At 41.8% G+C, this 18,744-nt stretch carries 26 protein-coding genes; 3 read left to right on the forward strand and 23 right to left on the reverse strand.

Annotation, left to right across the window (positions count from 1 at the left end):
• Nucleotides 1-11: 11 nt before the first annotated feature.
• The 23 genes from rpmD to rpsL all read right to left on the reverse strand — a co-directional run bounded on the left by rpmD (nucleotide 12) and on the right by rpsL (nucleotide 12,051).
• The gene (gene rpmD / locus ACKWCA_RS00210; RefSeq protein WP_413976123.1) at nucleotides 12-188 is read right to left on the reverse strand and encodes a 50S ribosomal protein L30; all 177 of its coding nucleotides are present in this window, start codon (nucleotides 186-188) and stop codon (nucleotides 12-14) included.
• A gap of 98 nt (nucleotides 189-286) precedes the next feature.
• Complete coding sequence (rpsE, locus tag ACKWCA_RS00215) at nucleotides 287-811, reverse strand: 30S ribosomal protein S5 (RefSeq protein ID WP_413976124.1); 525 nt, start codon at nucleotides 809-811, stop codon at nucleotides 287-289.
• Between the two features lie 9 nt (nucleotides 812-820).
• Nucleotides 821-1,177: a 50S ribosomal protein L18 gene (gene rplR / locus ACKWCA_RS00220; RefSeq protein WP_413976125.1), complete on the reverse strand. Its 357-nt coding sequence runs from the start codon at nucleotides 1,175-1,177 to the stop codon at nucleotides 821-823.
• 12 nt (nucleotides 1,178-1,189) lie between these two features.
• Complete coding sequence (rplF, locus tag ACKWCA_RS00225) at nucleotides 1,190-1,732, reverse strand: 50S ribosomal protein L6 (protein ID WP_413976126.1); 543 nt, start codon at nucleotides 1,730-1,732, stop codon at nucleotides 1,190-1,192.
• A 20-nt stretch (nucleotides 1,733-1,752) separates the two neighbouring features.
• Nucleotides 1,753-2,151, reverse strand: a complete 399-nt coding sequence (rpsH, locus tag ACKWCA_RS00230; RefSeq protein WP_413976127.1) for a 30S ribosomal protein S8 — start codon at nucleotides 2,149-2,151, stop codon at nucleotides 1,753-1,755.
• A 62-nt stretch (nucleotides 2,152-2,213) separates the two neighbouring features.
• On the reverse strand, nucleotides 2,214-2,483 hold the full coding sequence (gene rpsN / locus ACKWCA_RS00235; RefSeq protein WP_413976128.1) for a 30S ribosomal protein S14: 270 nt from the start codon (nucleotides 2,481-2,483) through the stop codon (nucleotides 2,214-2,216).
• Between the two features lies 1 nt (nucleotide 2,484).
• The gene (gene rplE, locus ACKWCA_RS00240; protein ID WP_413976129.1) at nucleotides 2,485-3,036 is read right to left on the reverse strand and encodes a 50S ribosomal protein L5; all 552 of its coding nucleotides are present in this window, start codon (nucleotides 3,034-3,036) and stop codon (nucleotides 2,485-2,487) included.
• A gap of 2 nt (nucleotides 3,037-3,038) precedes the next feature.
• The gene (rplX, locus tag ACKWCA_RS00245; RefSeq protein ID WP_413976130.1) at nucleotides 3,039-3,353 is read right to left on the reverse strand and encodes a 50S ribosomal protein L24; all 315 of its coding nucleotides are present in this window, start codon (nucleotides 3,351-3,353) and stop codon (nucleotides 3,039-3,041) included.
• 12 nt (nucleotides 3,354-3,365) lie between these two features.
• Nucleotides 3,366-3,734: a 50S ribosomal protein L14 gene (gene rplN, locus ACKWCA_RS00250; protein WP_013993867.1), complete on the reverse strand. Its 369-nt coding sequence runs from the start codon at nucleotides 3,732-3,734 to the stop codon at nucleotides 3,366-3,368.
• Between the two features lie 2 nt (nucleotides 3,735-3,736).
• The gene (gene rpsQ / locus ACKWCA_RS00255) at nucleotides 3,737-3,997 is read right to left on the reverse strand and encodes a 30S ribosomal protein S17 (RefSeq protein ID WP_055397057.1); all 261 of its coding nucleotides are present in this window, start codon (nucleotides 3,995-3,997) and stop codon (nucleotides 3,737-3,739) included.
• Between the two features lie 13 nt (nucleotides 3,998-4,010).
• On the reverse strand, nucleotides 4,011-4,202 hold the full coding sequence (rpmC, locus tag ACKWCA_RS00260; protein WP_413976131.1) for a 50S ribosomal protein L29: 192 nt from the start codon (nucleotides 4,200-4,202) through the stop codon (nucleotides 4,011-4,013).
• A gap of 18 nt (nucleotides 4,203-4,220) precedes the next feature.
• Nucleotides 4,221-4,640, reverse strand: coding sequence for a 50S ribosomal protein L16 (gene rplP, locus ACKWCA_RS00265; RefSeq protein WP_413976132.1), 420 nt, complete (start codon nucleotides 4,638-4,640; stop codon nucleotides 4,221-4,223).
• Nucleotides 4,641-4,659: 19 nt separating this feature from the next.
• A complete protein-coding gene (rpsC, locus tag ACKWCA_RS00270) occupies nucleotides 4,660-5,379 on the reverse strand; it encodes a 30S ribosomal protein S3 (RefSeq protein ID WP_413976133.1) in 720 nt (239 codons plus the stop codon).
• A gap of 1 nt (nucleotide 5,380) precedes the next feature.
• Entirely contained in the window at nucleotides 5,381-5,788 is a 408-nt protein-coding gene (gene rplV, locus ACKWCA_RS00275; RefSeq protein WP_413976134.1) for a 50S ribosomal protein L22, read from the reverse strand.
• A 3-nt stretch (nucleotides 5,789-5,791) separates the two neighbouring features.
• Nucleotides 5,792-6,070, reverse strand: a complete 279-nt coding sequence (gene rpsS / locus ACKWCA_RS00280) for a 30S ribosomal protein S19 (RefSeq protein ID WP_413976135.1) — start codon at nucleotides 6,068-6,070, stop codon at nucleotides 5,792-5,794.
• Nucleotides 6,071-6,082: 12 nt separating this feature from the next.
• Nucleotides 6,083-6,907: a 50S ribosomal protein L2 gene (gene rplB, locus ACKWCA_RS00285; protein WP_413976136.1), complete on the reverse strand. Its 825-nt coding sequence runs from the start codon at nucleotides 6,905-6,907 to the stop codon at nucleotides 6,083-6,085.
• Between the two features lie 9 nt (nucleotides 6,908-6,916).
• A complete protein-coding gene (gene rplW / locus ACKWCA_RS00290; RefSeq protein ID WP_413976137.1) occupies nucleotides 6,917-7,207 on the reverse strand; it encodes a 50S ribosomal protein L23 in 291 nt (96 codons plus the stop codon).
• 7 nt (nucleotides 7,208-7,214) lie between these two features.
• Nucleotides 7,215-7,844, reverse strand: a complete 630-nt coding sequence (rplD, locus tag ACKWCA_RS00295; RefSeq protein WP_413976138.1) for a 50S ribosomal protein L4 — start codon at nucleotides 7,842-7,844, stop codon at nucleotides 7,215-7,217.
• The gene (rplC, locus tag ACKWCA_RS00300) at nucleotides 7,844-8,461 is read right to left on the reverse strand and encodes a 50S ribosomal protein L3 (protein ID WP_413976139.1); all 618 of its coding nucleotides are present in this window, start codon (nucleotides 8,459-8,461) and stop codon (nucleotides 7,844-7,846) included. The genes rplD and rplC overlap by 1 nt, the downstream gene beginning before the upstream one ends.
• A 198-nt stretch (nucleotides 8,462-8,659) precedes the next feature.
• Nucleotides 8,660-8,965 carry a 30S ribosomal protein S10 gene (gene rpsJ, locus ACKWCA_RS00305; RefSeq protein ID WP_007094989.1) on the reverse strand — a complete coding sequence of 102 codons (306 nt, stop codon included), beginning with the start codon at nucleotides 8,963-8,965 and terminating at the stop codon, nucleotides 8,660-8,662.
• A 10-nt stretch (nucleotides 8,966-8,975) separates the two neighbouring features.
• Nucleotides 8,976-11,102, reverse strand: coding sequence for an elongation factor G (gene fusA / locus ACKWCA_RS00310; protein ID WP_413976140.1), 2,127 nt, complete (start codon nucleotides 11,100-11,102; stop codon nucleotides 8,976-8,978).
• A 6-nt stretch (nucleotides 11,103-11,108) separates the two neighbouring features.
• Nucleotides 11,109-11,585: a 30S ribosomal protein S7 gene (rpsG, locus tag ACKWCA_RS00315; protein WP_413976141.1), complete on the reverse strand. Its 477-nt coding sequence runs from the start codon at nucleotides 11,583-11,585 to the stop codon at nucleotides 11,109-11,111.
• 91 nt (nucleotides 11,586-11,676) lie between these two features.
• Entirely contained in the window at nucleotides 11,677-12,051 is a 375-nt protein-coding gene (rpsL, locus tag ACKWCA_RS00320) for a 30S ribosomal protein S12 (protein ID WP_031445118.1), read from the reverse strand.
• Between the two features lie 701 nt (nucleotides 12,052-12,752).
• Here rpsL and ACKWCA_RS00325 point away from each other — a divergent pair.
• Genes ACKWCA_RS00325 through ACKWCA_RS00335 form a run of 3 tightly spaced genes read left to right on the forward strand, consistent with a single transcriptional unit; the run spans nucleotide 12,753 to nucleotide 18,635 of the window.
• On the forward strand, nucleotides 12,753-16,028 hold the full coding sequence (locus ACKWCA_RS00325) for a SusC/RagA family TonB-linked outer membrane protein (protein ID WP_413976142.1): 3,276 nt from the start codon (nucleotides 12,753-12,755) through the stop codon (nucleotides 16,026-16,028).
• 27 nt (nucleotides 16,029-16,055) lie between these two features.
• Complete coding sequence (locus ACKWCA_RS00330) at nucleotides 16,056-17,726, forward strand: SusD/RagB family nutrient-binding outer membrane lipoprotein (RefSeq protein WP_413976143.1); 1,671 nt, start codon at nucleotides 16,056-16,058, stop codon at nucleotides 17,724-17,726.
• A 12-nt stretch (nucleotides 17,727-17,738) separates the two neighbouring features.
• Nucleotides 17,739-18,635 (forward strand): hypothetical protein, encoded by an 897-nt coding sequence (locus ACKWCA_RS00335; protein ID WP_413976144.1) that lies wholly within the window; start codon nucleotides 17,739-17,741, stop codon nucleotides 18,633-18,635.
• Nucleotides 18,636-18,744: the final 109 nt, after the last annotated feature.

The raw sequence follows: 18,744 nt of genomic DNA on the forward strand, positions 1-18,744 counted from the left end.
CGCCTCTATTGTTATGCTTCCGTAGAAACCAAGTGTTTAACTTTGTTTATCATGCCCAAAATATTAGGCGTATCCTCATGCTCTACAACTTGGCCAATTCGTTTCAAACCAAGTGCTTCAAGGGTTCTCTTCTGGTTTTGTGGCTTTTTAATCCCACTCTTCACCATTTTTACTTTAATCTTTGCCATTTTTCTTCAGTAATTAGTAGTCTATAGTTCGTATCGTACCGGTATTTCAGAACTCTGAATCTCCCCTATGTACTTTTACGTTCTACTTTTACTAGTTTTTATCCTTTAAAGACCTTTTCCAAGGAAACTCCTCTTTGTTTTGCAACAGTACTTGCTCCCCGCAACTGCAAAAGTGCGTCGAAGGTAGCCTTAACTACATTGTGCGGATTGGAAGATCCTTGTGATTTTGAAAGTACATCATGTACACCAACCGCTTCCAATACTGCACGAACAGCTCCACCCGCAATCACCCCGGTACCATGGGATGCTGGCTGGATATATACTCGAGCACCTCCATACTTCCCTTTTTGTTCGTGAGGCAAAGTAGCTTTGTTCAATGGTATGCGTATAAGGTTCTTCTTTGCATCTTCAATCGCCTTGGCAATTGCTGTAGCTACTTCCTTTGACTTTCCAAGACCATGACCGACAACACCATTTTCATCACCCACAACCACGATTGCTGAAAACCCAAAGGCTCGTCCACCTTTAGTTACTTTGGTAACCCTTTGAACACCTACTAATCGATCTTTCAAATCTAGACCACCTGGCTTTACAGTTTCTACGTTTTTATATTTTTGGTACATGTGCTTTTATTAGAATGTTAATCCTGCTTCTCTCGCTCCTTCGGCCAAGGCTTTCACCCGTCCGTGATATAAATTACCTCCTCTATCAAAGGCAACCTTATCAATACCGGCTTTTTTGGACTTCTCGGCAATCGCCTTTCCTACCAAGGTTGCGATTTCAGACTTACTTCCTTTAGACTTTGCCAACTCTTTATCTCTTGAAGAGGCAGCAGCCAAGGTTGTACCTGAATTGTCATCGATCACCTGGGCATAAATTTCTTTATTGCTTCTGAAAACGGACAAACGAGGTCTTTCAGCAGTGCCGTTGGATACCTTTCGTATCCTCCTTCTGATTCTATATTTTCTTTGTGTCTTTGATAATTTCATCGTACTATTTTATTAAGCTGATTTACCGGCCTTTCTTCGCAATTGCTCGCCAACAAACTTGATTCCTTTACCTTTATATGGCTCTGGCTTACGGAAACCTCTAATTTTCGCAGCTATCTGACCTACTAGTTGTTTGTCGAAAGAGGTCAATTTGATTATAGGGTTCTTTCCTTTTTCAGAAATCGTTTCAACCTTTATCTCAGGTGCCAGATCAATCACGATATTATGTGAAAATCCAAGGGCCAAGTCAAGCTTCTGTCCTTGGTTGCTGGCTCTGTAACCAACACCTACCAACTCGAGCTCCTTGGTCCATCCTTTTGAAACTCCTTCGACCATATTCAAGATCAAAGATCTATACAGCCCGTGTTTTGACTTGTGTTCTTTAGAATCCGATGGCCGCGCAACCGAAACTTCACCATCTTCGAGTTTGACCTCTACTCCTGAGAACTCTTGAGTCAATTCGCCAAGTTTCCCTTTCACCGTTACTACATTGTCGGTCAAATCGACGGTTACTCCCTCAGGAATCGCTATTGGGTTATTACCTATTCTAGACATTTCTTTCCTTCTTTATTCGATTAATATACGTAGCAAAGTACTTCACCACCTACATTTTCATTTTTCGCCTGCTTACTGGTCATTACACCGTGAGAGGTAGACACAATAGCAATACCAAGACCGTTCAATACCCTAGGCAGGGTATCCGCTCCCGTATATTTTCGAAGACCTGGCTTACTGACGCGCTGTAATTTCTTGATTACCGGGTCTTTGGTCATCTTATCATACTTCAAGGCAATCTTGATGTTACCCTGTACCTTATTCTCTTCGAACTTGTAGCTCAAAATGTATCCTTGATCGAATAAGATCTTTGTAATTTCCTTTTTCACTTTGGACGAAGGAATGTCAACAACCCTATGTCCTGCACGACTTGCATTTCTCAATCGTGTCAAATAATCCGCAATAGTATCTGTAACCATCTTTTTTTATTTTGGTAACGGTTTTTAGCTATATCACTAAACCTGAAACCAGTTAATCAATATTACCAGCTTGCTTTTTTAACACCTGGTATCAATCCTTGATTGGCCATTTCCCTGAATGTTACCCTTGAAATTCCAAAAACCCTCATATATCCTTTTGGTCTTCCCGTCAGTTTGCAACGATTATGCATACGAACCGGAGAGGCATTTTTTGGCAATTTCTGTAGCGCTTCATAGTCTCCTGCTTCTTTCAAAGCTTTTCTCTTTTCCGCATACTTAGCTACAGTTCTTGCCCTTTTTCTTTCACGGGCCTTCATTGATTCTTTAGCCATATTATTTCTTTTTAAAAGGTAATCCTAGTTCTGTTAATAATGATTTTGCTTCCTTATCCGTTTCGGCGGTGGTCACAAAAGTAATATCCATACCGTTGATTCTATTGATCTTGTCAATATTGATCTCTGGAAATATGATCTGTTCGGTAATTCCTAGACTGTAATTACCGCGTCCGTCAAAACCTGTGGCCTTGATTCCTTGGAAATCCCGAACACGTGGAAGCGCACTGGTTACCAAACGATCTAAAAACTCATACATGTTCTCTCCTCGAAGTGTCACCTTCGCCCCAATGGGCATACCCTTTCGGAGTTTAAATGCAGCTACATCCTTCTTGGAAATCGTCGATACTGCTTTCTGACCAGTGATCATTGTCATCTCATCAACAGCATGATCAATAAGCTTTTTATCGGCAACAGCAGCTCCTACACCTCTACTGACGACTATCTTCACCAGTTTAGGAACCTGCATCACATTATTGTAACTGAATTCTTCTTTCAACGCATTTACGATGCGCTCTTGATATTCTTTCTTTAATCTTGAAATGTAAGCCATAACTAAATTACTTCATTTGATTTCTTGGCAAACCTAACTTTCTTACCATCTCTGATCTCGTATCCCACCCTAGTGGTCTCACCGGATTTCGTATCGATCAAAGAAAGGTTTGATATATGGATAGGTGCTTCCTTTTTGACAATTCCTCCCTGCGGGTTTTTTGCACTGGGTTTCTCGTGCTTTGAAACCATATTTGTACCTTCTACGATCGCCCTGTTTTTGACAACATCGACACGAAGCACTTTACCTTCAGTACCTTTGTGGTCTCCTGCGATCACTCGCACCGTATCCCCGGTTTTAATTTTCAACTTTTTCATCTTACATACTTATTATAGCACCTCAGGAGCCAATGAAACTATTTTCATAAACTGCTTGTCACGAAGCTCTCTAGCCACAGGACCGAAAACCCTCGTTCCACGCATCTCTCCTGTCGGGTTCAACAAGACACAAGCATTATCATCGAAACGAATATAAGAGCCATCAGGTCTTCTTACTTCTTTTTTGGTCCTCACCACAACAGCCGTAGATACCGCACCTTTTTTAATTCCTCCGTTAGGAGTTGCCTCTTTGACCGTAACGACAATTTTATCCCCAATGGAAGCATATCTTCTTTTGGTACCTCCAAGTACACGAATGGTCAAAACCTCTTTCGCTCCTGTATTGTCCGCTACTTTTAATCTTGATTCTTGCTGTAACATAATTATTTAGCTCTTTCTAAGATTTCTACTAACCTCCAACATTTGGTTTTACTCAAAGGCCGGGTCTCCATAATCTTTACGGTGTCACCTTCTTTACAATCGTTCTTTTCGTCGTGCGCTACGTACTTCTTCGTTTTCAAAACGAACTTACCATACATAGGGTGCTTTACTCTTTTTACCTCGGCAACAACAATGGACTTCTCCATTTTGTTACTGGTAACAACACCGATTCTCTCTTTTCTTAAGTTTCTTTTTTCTTCCATAAAGCAGAACCAATTATTGGTTTTCCCTATTAGTTAATTCCGTTGCCAGTCTTGCCACCGTTCTTCTCACTTTCCTGATTTGAAGCGGATTCTCCAAAGGAGTAACAAAATGTGCCATTTTTAAGTCAGCATGCTGCTTTTTGAACTCACCCAACTTGGCTTTGAGTTCTTCTACCGACAATTCTTTGATTTCCTGTTTTTTCATGATCACCTTAAATTATGCTTAAGCAGTATAGTCTCTAGCAACGATAAATTTTGTTTTTACCGGAAGCTTCTGAGCCGCCAAGCGCAACGCTTCTTTTGCAATCTCCATAGGAACACCGGCTACTTCGAACATAATCCTTCCCGGCAGAACACGAGCCACCCAGTATTCAGGTGCACCCTTACCCTTACCCATACGTACCTCAAGAGGTTTTTTGGTAATAGGCTTGTCCGGAAATATTTTGATCCATAACTGACCTTCCCTTTTCATGTATCTCGTCGCTGCTATACGAGCTGCTTCAATCTGACGAGCTGTAATGAAATTCGTATCCAAAGATTTCAATCCAAACATCCCGTTTGAAAGTAAATGCCCTCTTCCGGATATACCTTTCATCCGGCCTTTTTGCATCTTACGAAACTTTGTTCTTTTCGGTTGTAACATTTCTTACTACTTTAAAAAATTACTTTCTACGGCGTTGTTTTCCTCCTCGGTCAGATTTACCTCCCTTATCACCACCACCTTTGGTCATACCCACTAGTGGAGAGAGCTCTCTTTTACCATAAACTTCACCTTTCATAATCCACACTTTGATACCCAATTTACCATAAGTGGTCTGCGCTTCATGCAATGCATAATCGATATCGGCACGAAAAGTGGATAAAGGAATACGTCCTTCTTTATAAGACTCGGAACGTGCCATCTCAGCACCATTCAATCGCCCGGAAATCTGAATTTTAATACCTTCAGCATTCATGCGCATTGCTGCAGCAATCGCCATTTTTATTGCTCTTCTGAAAGAAATTCTACTTTCTATCTGACGGGCAACACTGGCTGCTACCAAGTTCGCATCTACCTCAGGGCGTTTTATTTCGTAAATGTTTATCTGAACTTCCTTACCGGTAATCTTCTTAAGCTCTTCTTTAAGCTTATCGACCTCTTGTCCTCCCTTACCGATGATGATTCCTGGTCGGGCAGTCGTCACGGTAACCGTAATCAACTTCAAGGTACGTTCGATAATTACCCTAGACACACTTGCCTTTGATAGTCGGGCATGGATGTACTTACGAATTTTACTATCTTCAGCTAGTTTATCACCATAATCGTTTCCACCATACCAGTTCGATTCCCATCCTCTGATAATTCCAAGACGATTTCCAATCGGATTTGTTTTTTGTCCCATTCTAGCTTTCTATATTATTGTTAGACCCCAAAACCAAAGTAACATGGTTTGAACGCTTTCTAATTCTATGTGCTCTTCCTTGTGGTGCAGGTCGCAATCTTTTCAACATCATGCCGCTATCCACTCGAATCTCCTTAACAAAAAGGTCTGCATCCTCTACATCAAGCTCCTCGTTCTTCGCCTGCCAATTCGCCAGTGCCGAAAGCAACAACTTCTCTAATCTTCGAGAAGCCTCTTTTTGATTGAATCTCAAAATCGCCAACGCCTTTTCAGCTTCCACTCCTCTAATCAAATCTGCGACCAAGCGCATTTTTCTTGGGGAAGTTGGGCAATTGTTCAATTTAGCGAACGCCATCTGTTTCTTTTCGGCCTTTATTCTTTCGGCCATCTGTTTTTTTCGAACTCCCATAGCTTACTTTTTACCCTTGTTCTTCGCTCCCGCATGACCCCTAAAAGATCGTGTCGGAGAAAATTCACCTAATTTGTGTCCCACCATATTCTCTGTTACGAATACCGGAACAAATTGTCTTCCATTATGCACCGCTATGGTAAGACCTACGAAATCAGGTGTTATCATAGAAGCTCTTGACCATGTCTTTATGACCGACTTCTTTCCAGAAGATACAGTTTGCTGGATTTTCTTCTCCAAGCTATAGTGAACGTAAGGTCCTTTTTTTAGTGAACGTGCCATTTTTCTTTTCTTTTATTTCTTTCTACGTTCCAAGATGTACTTATTGGTACTCTTTGTCTTCTGTCTTGTACGATATCCTTTAGCAGGTATACCGTTTTTCGATCTTGGATGACCACCAGAAGCCCTTCCTTCACCACCACCCATTGGGTGATCAACAGGGTTCATTGCTACCGGTCTTGTTCTTGGTCTCCTTCCTAACCATCTGCTTCTACCTGCTTTACCGGAAACCAACAATTGATGATCAGAGTTCGATATCGCACCAATGGTCGCCATACAACCCGATAAGATCAACCGAGTCTCACCTGAAGGCATTTTTACGGTCACAAACTTCCCGTCTTTTGCCATTAATTGAGCAAATGTTCCTGCACTACGCGCCATAACAGCACCTTGACCAGGTCTTAATTCGATACAGGATACGATAGTTCCTAAAGGAATTTCACTCAAAGGAAGCGCATTACCAATCTCAGGCGCAACACCCCTACCTGCAGAAATCTTCTGATCTACCTGCAAACCATTTTGAGCGATAATATATCGTTTTTCTCCATCGGCATACTCCAATAGGGCGATAAAAGCCGTTCTATTGGGATCGTATTGAATTGATTTCACGGTAGCGGCAACATCTTGCTTATCCCTTTTGAAATCGATAATTCGATACCTTCTTTTATGACCTCCACCCCTGTGGCGCATGGTCATTTTTCCATGACTATTTCTACCTCCGGACTTTTTTAACGGAGCGAGCAAGCTCTTCTCCGGCTTATCAGTTGTAATGGCGTCAAACCCATTTACAACTCTAAAACGCTGCCCTGGAGTGATTGGTTTTAATTTTCTAACTGACATTTCGTGTCTTTATAGATTACTGTAAAAATCAATGATATCGCCTTCCGCAACATCAACTATCGCTTTTTTGATAGCATTGGTCTTACCGTGCTGAATTCCGGTTTTGGTATACCTCGATTTTCTGGCGGGACCATAATTCATTGTACGAACCTTTCGAACAGATACCCCATAAGTTGCCTCTACAGCATCTTTGATCTGAATCTTGTTGGCCCTTGGGTCAACTATGAAACCATAACGGTTGTTCAACTCGCTGTCCGCGGTCATCTTCTCCGTTATGATTGGCTTTATCAACACACTCATGGTTTTCTTATTTATTTAAGTTCGCTTCGATTCCTTCTAACGCACCTTCAAGCAATACAATATTATTGGCATTCAATATTTTGTAAGTGCTTAATTCTGAGTTAGTTATAACTTCAGAGCGCTTCAAATTACGCGAAGACAAATATACACCATTATTTGAATCGCCCAACACAAATAAAGACTTTTTGTCTTCGAGCCCTAAAGACCTCAAAACCGCAACAAAATCTTTTGTTTTAGGCGCTTCGAAATTAAAGTCCTCAACAACGAGAATTGCCTTCTCTTTAGACTTGATACTTAATGCTGATTTACGGGCCAAACGCTTTACGTTTTTGTTCAATTTTTGGCTGTAATCCTTGGGTCTTGGTCCAAAAATGCGTCCACCGCCTCTAAAAATAGGTGACTTGATACTACCGGCTCTCGCGGTACCCGTACCTTTTTGCTTTTTTATCTTTCTTGTACTACCTGCAATTTCGCCTCTTTCTTTGGCCTTGTGCGTTCCTTGACGCTGATGCGCCAAATATTGCTTCACATCCAAATATACCGCGTGATTGTTCGGCTCTATTCCGAAAACAGCATCAGAAAGGTCTGCCTTTCTACCTGTTTCTTTTCCTTTGATATCTAAAACTGCTACTTTCATTACTTCTGAATAGTTACGTAAGCATTCTTATGACCAGGCACACAACCCTTCACTACCAAAAGGTTCTTTTCTGGAACTATTTTCAACACTCTGAGATTCTGAACGGTCACGCGCTCACCACCCATTCTACCTGCCATTTTCATTCCTTTGAAAACACGTGCAGGATAAGACGCCGCTCCAATAGAACCTGGCGCTCTCAATCTGTTGTGCTGACCGTGTGTCGCTTGACCAACACCGCCGAAGCCATGTCTTTTTACAACCCCTTGGAAGCCTTTACCTTTTGAGGTGCCGGCAACATCAACAAATTCCCCTTCCATAAACACGTCAACACCAACGGTGTCTCCTAGTTTATACTCACCTTCAAAATCTTGGAATTCAACGACTTTTTTCTTGGGAGATGTACCTGCCTTCTTGAAGTGACCCGCTTGGGCTTTGTTAGCACGCTTCTCTGCCTTGTCATCGAAACCAAGCTGAAGGGCATTATACCCGTCGACCTCTTCGGTTCTGACTTGGGTAACTACACATGGGCCAGCTTCTATAACGGTACATGGAATGTTTTTTCCATTCTCGTCGAAAATACTGGTCATGCCTACTTTTTTTCCTATTAACCCAGACATTTGATTTTAGATTTTGGAATTTGGACTTTCTTTTAGAAAACCCATCTCCCGTTTATATTAATTATGTATTACTCTTAACTATGTTACAAAAAAACAGGGCCAAACGAATTACGACCCTGAATCTCGTTTTTCCGTTTTTCCTTCGCTCGCAGCTCAGGACATGTTTTTAATTCAAAATTCTGAATCCAGAATTTTGGATTACACCTTGATCTCTACCTCAACACCACTTGGCAACTCCAACTTCATCAGCGCATCAATCGTTTTTGATGACGAGCTGTAGATATCCAATAGTCTCTTATACGAACTTAACTGGAACTGCTCTCTTGATTTTTTGTTGACATGCGGCGAACGTAGCACCGTAAATATCTTCTTGTGAGTTGGCAACGGAATTGGCCCAGTTACCACAGCACCAGTCGTTTTCACCGTTTTTACGATTTTTTCGGCCGATTTATCAACCAAATTATGATCGTAAGATTTTAGCTTTATTCTGATTTTCTGACTCATCTTCTAAAATTTAAGCGGTTACGCCTTTTGCTGCTTTAATTACTTCTTCTGCAATATTCGATGGTGTTTCTGCATAGTGCGAAAACTCCATGGTAGAGGTAGCTCGACCTGATGACAATGTTCTTAATGAAGTTACATAACCGAACATTTCCGATAGCGGCACGGTACCTTTGACCACTTTCGACCCAGCCCTATCGCTCATATCACTAATAGTACCACGTCTTCTGTTCAAATCACCAACAATATCTCCCATATTTTCTTCAGGGGTCAGCACCTCAATCTTCATTATAGGCTCCATCAAAACGGCACGTGCGGCCTTAGCAGCAGCTTTGTACCCCATTTTCGCGGCCAACTCAAAGGATAGCGAATCCGAATCCACAGCGTGAAACGAACCATCCTTAAGCGTCACCTTCATACTATCCATTTCAAATCCGGCCAAAGGACCGTTTTTCATAGCTTCCTTGAAACCTTTCTCAACAGACGGAATGAATTCCCTAGGAATGTTACCCCCTTTGATTACGTTTACAAACTCAAGCCCAGACTCGCCTTCGGCCGCTGGCTCCATAGTAAACACGATATCCGCAAATTTACCTCGACCACCGGACTGTTTTTTATAGATCTCCCTATGGTCCGCAGTTTGTGTAATCGCCTCTTTATACTCTACTTGAGGTTGCCCTTGATTGACCTCGACCTTGAATTCGCGTCGTAATCGATCAACGATAATATCTAAGTGCAACTCACCCATACCGGAAATAATCGTCTGACCGGAAGCCTCATCCGTCTTCACCTGGAATGTAGGATCTTCTTCAGCCAGTTTTGCCAAAGACATACCCAATTTATCCACATCCGCTTTTGTCTTAGGCTCCACGGCAATACCAATTACAGGATCCGGAAAGTCCATACTCTCAAGAACGATAGGATGTTTTTCAGAGGACATGGTATCCCCAGTCTTAATATCCTTAAAACCAACAGCCGCTCCAATATCACCAGCCTCAATATAATCGATAGCATTTTGCTTATTAGAGTGCATCTGATAAATACGTGAAATACGCTCTTTCTTACCTGATCGGTTATTCAATATATAAGACCCTGCATCAAGACGACCTGAATAGGTTCTAAAGAATGCCAAACGCCCAACAAAAGGATCTGTAGCTATTTTAAAAGCCAATGCCGAAAAAGGCTCTTTTACGTCAGGTTTTCTGCTAATCTCCTCTCCAGTATCAGGATCAGTACCTACAATGGCATCCTTATCGATCGGAGATGGCAAATATCTACATACGGCATCTAATAAAAATTGAACACCTTTATTCTTAAAGGAAGATCCACAGATCATAGGTATGATCGCCCTATCCATTACCGCTGCACGAAGCGCGGCATGAACCTCTTCTTCCGTAATAGAATCTTCATCTTCGAAGAATTTCTCCATCAATTCCTCATCGTATTCGGCAACGGCCTCGATCAAAGCAGCTCTATACTCCTTAACCTCGTCCTTCATTTCTTCAGGAATTGCGATGACATCGAAAGTTGACCCGAAGTTATCTTCATGCCAGACGATAGCTCGGTTCTTTGCCAAATCGACAATACCCTTAAAATCAGCCTCATCACCGATTGGCAAAACAATTGGCACCGCATTGGAACCCAACATTTCCTTGACCTGATTACAGACCATAAGGAAATTTGAACCCTGACGGTCCATTTTATTCACAAAACCGATACGGGGCACCTTATAGTTATCAGCCAACCTCCAGTTGGTCTCCGACTGAGGCTCAACACCATCAACGGCACTGAACAAGAAGACCAATCCATCGAGTACACGCAATGAACGGTTCACCTCCACGGTAAAATCCACGTGACCAGGGGTGTCGATTATATTAAAGTGATATCCTTTTGCATCGTCAGTTGGCTTCCCATTCTCTGTTGGGAATTGCCACTCACAAGTAGTAGCGGCAGAGGTAATCGTAATTCCTCGCTCTTGCTCTTGCTCCATCCAATCCATTGTGGCTGCACCATCGTGCACTTCACCGATTTTATGACTGACACCGGTATAAAAAAGGATACGCTCGGTAGTAGTGGTTTTTCCAGCGTCAATATGCGCCGCAATACCTATATTTCTTGTATATTTTAAATCTCTTGCCATTTTCGATTAAAATCTAAAGTGTGAGAATGCTTTATTTGCTTCAGCCATTTTATGGGTATCCACTCTTTTCTTAACAGCAGCACCTTCTTCTTTGGCAGCAGCCAAAACTTCGGCAGCTAATTTTTGGGACATCCCTTTTTCATTTCGCTTGCGCGCATAGCTGATCAACCATTTCATGGCCGTTGAAATCTTACGGTCTGGTCGAATTTGCATTGGAATTTGAAAAGTGGCTCCACCGACTCTTCTACTTCTTACCTCAACATGGGGCATTACATTGGAAAGCGCATCTTTCCAAAGTTCAAGTGACGTTTTTTCTTCGTCTGTCTTTTTCTCCTCTACGATATCCATAGCATCGTAAAACACTTTGAAAGCAACCGATTTCTTTCCATCCCACATCATCATGTTGACGAACCTCGTAACCAATTGATCGTTAAATCGTGGATCCGGTAAAAGCGGTCTTTTTTTTGCCTGTTTTTTTCTCATTTCTTAAATAGTTTAAGGTTTTAGGCTTTAGATTTCAATGGCCCTGAAATTACACCACATTTCAACCCCTAACGCGCAACCTTATTTATCATTACTTCTTTGGGCGTTTTGCACCGTACTTAGATCTCCGTTGGGTTCGGCCTGCAACACCTGCGGTGTCCAAAGCACCCCGAACAATATGATACCTAACTCCTGGCAAATCTTTCACCCTTCCACCTCTTACTAATACTATCGAGTGCTCTTGGAGGTTATGTCCTTCTCCGGGAATGTAAGCATTCACTTCCTTACCATTGGTCAACCTTACCCTAGCCACTTTGCGCATAGCTGAATTAGGTTTCTTAGGTGTAGTCGTGTAAACACGGGTACATACCCCTCTTCTTTGAGGACACGAATCCAAAGCAGCCGATTTACTCTTCTTAGTAATTGTGACTCTTCCTTTTCGTACTAATTGTGAAATTGTTGGCATACTATATTATATATGTATAAAATATTACCCCCTGTTTAAGGGCTGGCAAATGTAATACTATTTCATAATAATTCAAATCGTATGACATTAAATTTTCACTATTGTTCATGAAAGTTCTGCTGACGCACCTAAAATAAACCTCTTAGGCCTTACATATTGTCGGCAAGACACTTTGAGAAAGACAACATCACAGGCAACACACCCTGCCTGCCAATCTATAATTTCAGAACGACACATCATTCCCTAAGGAACAGAACACTCGCGAGCGTACATTTCAACCAGGATGGTCGAATCAAGACCCGTCATACAATTCACCCCTATAAAACGGAATACAATTTCAAGTGAGGATTGAGCTGAAAATCGGTAATGATGATTTTAGTAGTAGCTTAGAGAAAACACTTCCCTAAAAAAGCCCTTATCCAAAATAGCCTTAACAAGAACACTAAAACCTTAGTTTCAAATATCGTTTGGAAGTGAAAATCCCATTTTCGGACAAAGCGCCAGAAAACTGTTAAAAAAACAGGAGCAATTAACGAATCCTGAAAATTAGCCCTTGTTATATATCATTACGGTAACGCGAGTAATTGTTTTATATGTAACCTTCAAAAAAGAAAACCAACCTTAAAGTTTTATTAATATTAGTTTGGATTATTAACATGAAATTATGATTTTTGCGCTTAGCTAATTCAAATAATTAAAAAATGAGAACAAAACTAAATGGAATCTTAACGCTATTGTTGGCGTTTGTTGTGCATTTATCATTTGCACAGGACAAGACGATTACCGGTACGGTTACGGACCAAGACGGCCTACCCCTTCCCGGTGTTAATATCGTAGTCGAAGGTACTACTAATGGTACTCAAACCGATTTTGACGGAAATTACTCCATAAACGGGAGTGAAGGTCAATCTCTTCTTTTCAGCTATATCGGCCAAAGAGATGTAAGAGAAACAATCGGGGCTGGTAATACCATTAACGTACAAATGCAGGAAGATGCACAAGCTCTTGAGGAGGTTGTTGTTACTGCCCAAGGTATCAAAAGAGAGAAGAAAGCGTTAGGTTTCGCAGTTTCCTCGGTTGGTGAAGATGAACTTCAAGGAAGAACAGAAGGTGATGTTGCCCGTGTTCTTTCAGGAAAAGCTTCTGGTGTGCAGATTACTGCTGCAGGTGGAGCTTCCGGTTCCGGTACCAGTGTTACCATTAGAGGTCTAAGTTCCTTTAGCGGTAGTAACCAAGCTTTGTTCATCGTTGATGGTATCCCCTTTAGTAACGATACGAACGCGGGAGTAAATGGAGAAGACGGAAACTTTGTAAACGGAGCCACAGCAGGTTCTCGTTTCTTAGACCTTGACCCGAATAACATCGCTAGTGTTGAAGTTCTTAAAGGTTTGGCAGCGGCCACCCTATATGGTACTCAAGGTAAGAATGGTGTAATCTTGGTTACTACGAAAGCAGGTGCCGCCACTTCAGGTCCGAAGAAAACCGAAATCACAGTGACACAGTCGTATTTCGCTAATGAGTATGCTTCACTTCCTGATTACCAAGATCAATACGGTAACGGTTTCGACCAGTCTTTCGGATGGTTCTTCAGTAACTGGGGACCAAGTTTCGACAGAGATGGTGTTTCCGGTTGGGGAAGACAGCCTGCCATCGATGACAATGGCACTTTATTGCACCCTTATGCTAATTCCGCGTTCTTGAATCCTGATGGACCAAATACCGGTACTAGCCCATTGGCACTGCAATTCGCCAATCAACGTTATGAATGGAGACCCTATGATTCTGTAGAAGAGTTCTTAAGTCCGGGTCACGTGTCCAATACGAACATTAACATTTCAGGTGCTACTGAAGATGGTAAAACCACTTTCAATGCGAATGTTGGTTACTTGAATGATGTTGGGTTTACCCCAGGCAACTCCTTAAACAGAGCCAATGTCTCTTTAGGTGGACGTTCACAGTTGACCAATAAGTTTACGGTCACTGGTACAATGAACTACGCCAGAACTGATTACCGCACACCTCCAATCGCATCGAGTAGGGGTAATGGTACGGATGGTCTTTCTGTTTATGGTAACATTCTCTTTACGCCTCGTAGTGTTGATTTGATGGGCCTTCCCTTCGAAGATCCAATAACTGGTGGTAGTATCTACTATCGTAATGGTAACGATATCATCAACCCGCGATGGACTGCTAAGAATGTAACGTATCAACAGCTAACAAACAGATTCAACTGGAATTTGGCCTTGGCTTATGAAATCAATGAAAATCTTAGCTTGAACTGGCGAAGTGGATTGGATTTCTACAATGAACGTAATGTCAATGGATCGAACAAAGGAGGTATTCGCTTTGCTGATGCAGTGTTTGGGTTCTATGATACTTATGATAACAACAATACTATTTGGGATCACTTCTTATCACTCAACGGTAACTACGACATCTCTGAAAAATTAGGATTGTCTTTTGTAGCCGGTGCCACATCACGTCAGGATTTATTTGACCAACAAGGTGTTGCCAGTTCAGGACAAATCGTTTTTGGTATTAAGAGACACTTTAACTATGAAAACCAATCTTCGATACAGTTCACAAGAAAAAGGAATATCGTTGGTCTTCTAGGACAAGCAACATTAGATTATGACGATTATCTTTTCTTGAATGTTTCGGCCCGTACGGATTGGGTATCAAACTTGGCAACTGAAAACAATAGTAAGACGTATCCGGGGGTTAGTTTGTCTTTCCTTCCAACCAATGCTTTTAACGCTATTAAGTCGGAAAACGGATTGAACTTCTTAAAGCTCCGTGCTAGTTATGGTACTTCTGCTACCTTCCCTGTTGGATATCCAACGATTAACGTAGTTGAACAAAATATCATTCGATTTACGGATGGTTTTAGTGGAAATCCGGTAACTACGAATCAGATAGATAGAGCAAAGGCTAATCCAGATTTGAAACCAGAACTTTTGGAAGAATTGGAATTCGGTTTTGAATCGAAGTTCTTGAAGAATCGTGTTTCCCTTGATTTCACTTATTTCAAGAGAACGACCAATGACCTGATCGTTGATGAGCCATTACCTCCATCAACTGGTTTCACCAGAACACAGAGTAATATTGGTGAGATTCAAAATACGGGTTATGAAGCTGATTTAGGAATCGATTTCTTTAAGGGGGAAAACTTCTCTTGGAATTCAAGAGTCAATTTCTTTGCTAATGAGGAAATTGTTACGGAGCAAGAGCAAGATTTCATTGCCTATGCCGGTTCTTTATCACCTGCCGTTAACGGAGCACTCTTCAGAGGTTCGAATGCCGCAATCGAAGGGGAATCCCTTGGTTCAATCGTAGGTACTGCCATTCAACGTGATGACAATGGAAACTTCGTTGTTAATGCAGCCGGTAACTATGTAGTTGCCAGTCAAGATGCGGACGGTAATGTTCCCATCGTTGGTGATGCGATTCCTGATTATACGATGAACTTCATCAATACCTTGAGGTATAAAAACTGGACGCTAGGCTTCCAAATCAACCATACAAAAGGTGGTGACATGCTTTCAAGTACCGTCGCAACCTTATTAGGTCGTGGTTTGATCGTAGAAACACAGGATCGTGAGAATACCTATATTCTTCCAGGTGTAACTGCTGATGGCAACCCAAATACGACACAGCTTAACAACTCAACTTATTTCTTTACCAATCTCTTATTTGGACCAACAGAAACTCGAATTTATGATGCATCCGTTGTTCGTTTACAGGAACTTTCATTAGGGTACTCTTTCCCTGCCAAAGCGTTAGAGAAAACACCTTTTGGATCGCTTACTATTACCGCACAAGGTTTTAACCTTTGGTATGATGCGTACAATACACCTGATGGAGCGAACTTCGACCCTAACGTAGCTGGTGTTGGTATTGGTAACGGTCGAGGTTTCGACTTTATCAATGGACCTAGTTCTAGAAGATATGGATTTAGCATCAGAGCTTCGTTCTAATAATAATTGTTAATGATTTAGATAACTATGAGAAATTATATAAAACTTTTTTCGATTTTCCTTTTCGCAGGCTTGGCGTTTACTGCCTGTGAAACTACGGATTTGGACTTGCAGATAAGTCCCAATGACCTGGCAGCCGATCAGGCTGACCCTAACCTGCTGTTAAATTCCATTCAATTGGCCTATGGTTCTAACCAGCAGATTTTACACGATAACGCAGATGACTTGACGCGTATCGGATACTTTAATAACCGTGATTACTTTGCAGGTTTACCAGGTAATACCTTGAACGGTGTTTGGTCGAGAGTATATAGTTCTGGTACCAACTTGGCAGGAGAGATTACTTCTACGGTTGGTATATTGACCAACCTACAAGCTATTGAGTCGATAAATGCAGCGTCCGAGACGGATTACTCTTTTCATGAAGGGGTTGCGAAAACACTTTACGCTCACTCTTTATTTCAATTGGTTGATTTCTTAGGAGGGGCTGCCTTTTCGCAAGCAGGTAATGCGACTGAGTTTCCTGCTCCAGTTTTGGATAGTGGTGCTGACGTATATGCTGGTGCGCTTGCTTTATTGGATGAGGCAGAAGCGCTTTTAGCTGCAGATCCCGACCCCGTAGGTGCTACGGATTTATTTTACGATGAAGATACCGCAAAATGGGTAAAACTGATCAATACCTTGAAACTCCGCACCTATTTCTTAACTGGAAATACAGCAGCATTCGATGCTGTCATTGCAGGTGACAATTTCATTTCGGATACGGAAGATGATTTCCAATTTCAATATGGAACAAGTGCCTTGCAGCCTGATAACAGGCACCCAGACTACATCGATGGATACACTCCTTCTGGTAACAATGAAGAGTATCGTTCAAACTGGTTGATGAACCAAATGCTTGTAAATGATGATCCAAGAAGATTCTACTACTTCTATCGTCAACAAGATGCCACCCCTGGTGCGGATGCCGATCCTAATGAAGAAACTTTGGTTTGTTCATTTGTAGTTCCTCCTCCACACTATGATGGTTTTATTTACTGTTCGGTTCCTGAAGGGTACTGGGGTAGATCTCATGGTAATGATGAAGGTGGCCCACCAGATAACTTCTTAACCGCAGCTCCAGGTGTTTATCCCGCAGCTGGTAAGTTCGACGACAGTGCATTTGGTGTTGTTGGTCTTGGTGTAGGTGGTGGTGGTGCCGGTATTGAGCCATTGATGTTAGCTTCCTATGTTGATTTTTGGAGAGGTGCTATGGCCACTAGTGATACTGAAAAAGCCGCATTCTTACGTGCAGGTATGGAGAAATCTATTGCGAAAGTTCAGAGCTTTGGTTCTTTGGATGGCGGTGCTGATCTATCTACTGAACCGGACGAAGATGCCGTTACAGATTTCATTGATGGTGTTATTGACAGTTACAATGCCGCCACCGGTGATGACAAAGAAAATATCTTTGCCGAGCAATTTTGGGTAACCCTTTATGGAGGAGCTACAGAATCCTACAATTATTATAGAAAAACAGGATTCCCAACTACGCTAGCACCAAACTGGGAGCCAGATCCGGGATCGTTCCCACGTACGTTCTTGCTTCCTGAAAACGAGGTAATCAACAACCCAAGTTTGACGCAAAGAACAGATTTGTCAACGCAGGTATTCTGGGATACCAACCCAGCAGGACCTGCATTTCCAGCAGCTAACTAAAAAAATAAGAACATGAAAAGATATTTTAATACACGAATCGCAATTGCACTGGCAGGAATTGTCACTTTAGTTTCAGCTTGTGCCGATGCCGATCAAGTTTTTGACGAGATTCAAGCAGACGTCACTAGAGGTGCTATTTTAAGAGGATTGGATATAGTATCAGAAGAATTGGCCATTAATACCGTCGATGGCGGTATAGTCGATGGGGAGTTTTTTGAGGTAGTAATACAAGAGCAGGATCAACAAAGTGGTGATTTGCTTTCTTCAGTGGATGTATATCTCAGCTTCTCCGATAATACGGATGGAGCTACTGACACAAGTAAAGCTGAAATACAGCACGAAACCATTGCTGCCGATTCTTTTGCTAAAGATGAGTTTGGCTTGCCAAGATACACCTATACGATTACTGCGGAAACGATGCAGAGCGCGCTTGGCGTTGCTGATTCAGATATCGAGGGTGGTGATAGTTTTGGCATCCGATTCGTATTGAATCTTACCGATGGCAGATCCTTTACCAATGCACAGAATTCAGGTACGATAACCGGGTCGTTCTTTTCGTCACCGTTCCTTTATAACGCAACTGTTGTTTGCCCTCCAATTGCACCGACACCTGGAACATGGACAATTGTTCAGAATGATTCCTATGGTGACTCTTGGAACGGGGCATCTTTAGATGTGACCATTGATGGTGAAACTACAAGCTATGCTCACCCTGACGGATCGACAACAACCTTTGAATTTGATGTACCCGATGGCGCTGCCGCAATTCAAATCGTTTATGTTAGTGGTGATTTTGATGAAGAAAACACCTATACTGTAACATCTGCAAATGGTATGGTCGTGCTAGAAGATGGCCCGAATCCAGTGATTGGAACTCTTTTTGATTTCTGTCTTCCACTTGATTTATAAATAGTTTATCTAATAAATACTAAAGGCCCAAATTTTCATTTGGGCCTTTTATTTTATAACTAATTGTCGTTAATTTATTAAAATTGGTTTTGTTCATTTTTTGCACGCA

Source organism: Maribacter corallii, assembly GCF_047345415.1.
GTDB lineage: Bacteria > Bacteroidota > Bacteroidia > Flavobacteriales > Flavobacteriaceae > Maribacter_C.

Bases quoted from the DNA above. Each gene is read 5' to 3' on its own strand.
- rpsQ (WP_055397057.1), bottom strand. From the start codon at position 3,997: ATGGAAGAAAAAAGAAACTTAAGAAAAGAGAGAATCGGTGTTGTTACC.
- rplX (WP_413976130.1), bottom strand. From the start codon at position 3,353: ATGAAAAAGTTGAAAATTAAAACCGGGGATACGGTGCGAGTGATCGCA.
- ACKWCA_RS00325 (WP_413976142.1), top strand. From the start codon at position 12,753: ATGAGAACAAAACTAAATGGAATCTTAACGCTATTGTTGGCGTTTGTT.
- rplP (WP_413976132.1), bottom strand. From the start codon at position 4,640: ATGTTACAACCGAAAAGAACAAAGTTTCGTAAGATGCAAAAAGGCCGG.
- rpsG (WP_413976141.1), bottom strand. From the start codon at position 11,585: ATGAGAAAAAAACAGGCAAAAAAAAGACCGCTTTTACCGGATCCACGA.
- rpsC (WP_413976133.1), bottom strand. From the start codon at position 5,379: ATGGGACAAAAAACAAATCCGATTGGAAATCGTCTTGGAATTATCAGA.
- ACKWCA_RS00335 (WP_413976144.1), top strand. From the start codon at position 17,739: ATGAAAAGATATTTTAATACACGAATCGCAATTGCACTGGCAGGAATT.
- rplV (WP_413976134.1), bottom strand. From the start codon at position 5,788: ATGGGAGTTCGAAAAAAACAGATGGCCGAAAGAATAAAGGCCGAAAAG.
- rpsN (WP_413976128.1), bottom strand. From the start codon at position 2,483: ATGGCTAAAGAATCAATGAAGGCCCGTGAAAGAAAAAGGGCAAGAACT.
- rpsS (WP_413976135.1), bottom strand. From the start codon at position 6,070: ATGGCACGTTCACTAAAAAAAGGACCTTACGTTCACTATAGCTTGGAG.
- rpmC (WP_413976131.1), bottom strand. From the start codon at position 4,202: ATGAAAAAACAGGAAATCAAAGAATTGTCGGTAGAAGAACTCAAAGCC.
- rplC (WP_413976139.1), bottom strand. From the start codon at position 8,461: ATGTCTGGGTTAATAGGAAAAAAAGTAGGCATGACCAGTATTTTCGAC.
- rpsE (WP_413976124.1), bottom strand. From the start codon at position 811: ATGTACCAAAAATATAAAAACGTAGAAACTGTAAAGCCAGGTGGTCTA.
- rpsH (WP_413976127.1), bottom strand. From the start codon at position 2,151: ATGGTTACAGATACTATTGCGGATTATTTGACACGATTGAGAAATGCA.
- rplF (WP_413976126.1), bottom strand. From the start codon at position 1,732: ATGTCTAGAATAGGTAATAACCCAATAGCGATTCCTGAGGGAGTAACC.
- rplR (WP_413976125.1), bottom strand. From the start codon at position 1,177: ATGAAATTATCAAAGACACAAAGAAAATATAGAATCAGAAGGAGGATA.
- rplD (WP_413976138.1), bottom strand. From the start codon at position 7,844: ATGAAAGTAGCAGTTTTAGATATCAAAGGAAAAGAAACAGGTAGAAAG.
- rpmD (WP_413976123.1), bottom strand. From the start codon at position 188: ATGGCAAAGATTAAAGTAAAAATGGTGAAGAGTGGGATTAAAAAGCCA.
- fusA (WP_413976140.1), bottom strand. From the start codon at position 11,102: ATGGCAAGAGATTTAAAATATACAAGAAATATAGGTATTGCGGCGCAT.
- ACKWCA_RS00330 (WP_413976143.1), top strand. From the start codon at position 16,056: ATGAGAAATTATATAAAACTTTTTTCGATTTTCCTTTTCGCAGGCTTG.
- rpsL (WP_031445118.1), bottom strand. From the start codon at position 12,051: ATGCCAACAATTTCACAATTAGTACGAAAAGGAAGAGTCACAATTACT.
- rpsJ (WP_007094989.1), bottom strand. From the start codon at position 8,965: ATGAGTCAGAAAATCAGAATAAAGCTAAAATCTTACGATCATAATTTG.
- rplN (WP_013993867.1), bottom strand. From the start codon at position 3,734: ATGTTACAGCAAGAATCAAGATTAAAAGTAGCGGACAATACAGGAGCG.
- rplB (WP_413976136.1), bottom strand. From the start codon at position 6,907: ATGTCAGTTAGAAAATTAAAACCAATCACTCCAGGGCAGCGTTTTAGA.
- rplE (WP_413976129.1), bottom strand. From the start codon at position 3,036: ATGGCTTACATTTCAAGATTAAAGAAAGAATATCAAGAGCGCATCGTA.
- rplW (WP_413976137.1), bottom strand. From the start codon at position 7,207: ATGAGTGTGTTGATAAAGCCAATCATAACGGAGAAGATGACCGCGGAC.